This is a genomic window from Streptomyces sp. NPDC057253 (assembly GCF_042669125.1).
Classification (GTDB): Bacteria; Actinomycetota; Actinomycetes; order Streptomycetales; family Streptomycetaceae; genus Streptomyces.
In genome coordinates this window covers 1-1,128 of the sequence record NZ_JBHUXV010000306.1, presented here as the reverse complement: position 1 = coordinate 1,128, position 1,128 = coordinate 1, and the positions used below count along the sequence as shown (strand labels likewise).

Here is a 1,128-nt window from a genome sequence, read left to right as displayed (position 1 = left end):
AGAGGTCGTTTTAACCTATTTCGTTGATTTATGTGGCGATTCTTGGAGTGCGGGACTGAGGTGCGCAAGAGGGTCCGGGTACCGATGGGGACGGTGGGCTAGGCGGGGCGACCGGTGGGGCTGGAGGTGACCTCTTCCTGTTTCATCCCAGGATGCCCAGCCTTCGTGGCTGTGTGCTTCTGGCGCCGCTACGGTGCGCCTGGGCGCACTCGGTCCGCGGCGATACGCCGGAAGCATGCCGACACGACGCGCCTATCCGAGTGATCTGTCCGATGCCCGCTGGGAGTTGGTCGAGCCGTTGCTCTCAGCCTGGCGCTTCGAGCGTCGCGGCCGGGCTCTGGACTTCGGCCGGCCGCCCGAGCACGATCTGCGCGACATCATGGACGCGATCTTGTACGTGGACCGCACCGGGGTCCAGTGGCGCTATCTCCCGCACGACTTCCCGCACTGGAACACGGTCTACGGCTACTTCGCGAAGTGGCAGCAGGAAGGCGTGTTCGCTCAGCTCAACGGCCTGCTCCGGCAACTGTTACGGGAGAAGGAAGGACGGAAGAGCGAGCCGTCGGCCTGCGTGATCGACGCCCAGAGCGTCAAGACCTCCACCAGCGTTCATGTCTCCAGCCAAGGCATCGACGCTGGGAAGAAGATCGTCGGACGGAAGCGCAACATCGTCACCGATACCCTCGGTCTCCTGCTGGCCGTGTTGGTCACCGCGGCGAGCGTGCAGGACTCTGTCGCCGGGACCTGGCTCCTGGATCAAGTCGCCGTCGACCACCCCGGCATCCGCAAGGTGTGGGTGGACGGCGGCTACCGCCAGCACCTCGTCGAGCACGCCGCTGCCCTCGGCATCGACATGGAAATCACCGCTCGCAACCCTGGGACCAGGGGATTTACCCCGATTCCGAAGCGCTGGGCCGTCGAGCGAACCTACGGCTGGCTGATGCTCCACCGACGTCTCGCCCGCGACTACGAGACCCTGTCCACCCGCTCCGAGGCCATGATCCAACTTGCTATGGCCGACCTCATGGCCCGCCGCCTCACCCGCGAGAACACCATCTCCTGGCGCGACCCGACACCGCAGACCAAATAGAAGATTCCGGGATGAAACAACGGGAGAAAACGACCTCT

At 64.5% G+C, this 1,128-nt stretch carries 1 protein-coding gene; it reads left to right on the top strand.

The features are described from left to right. Positions 1–235 precede the first annotated feature (235 nt). Complete coding sequence (locus tag ACFULQ_RS49155) at positions 236–1,090, top strand: IS5 family transposase (protein WP_383558383.1); 855 nt, start codon at positions 236–238, stop codon at positions 1,088–1,090. The last annotated feature ends 38 nt before the right edge of the window (positions 1,091–1,128 follow it).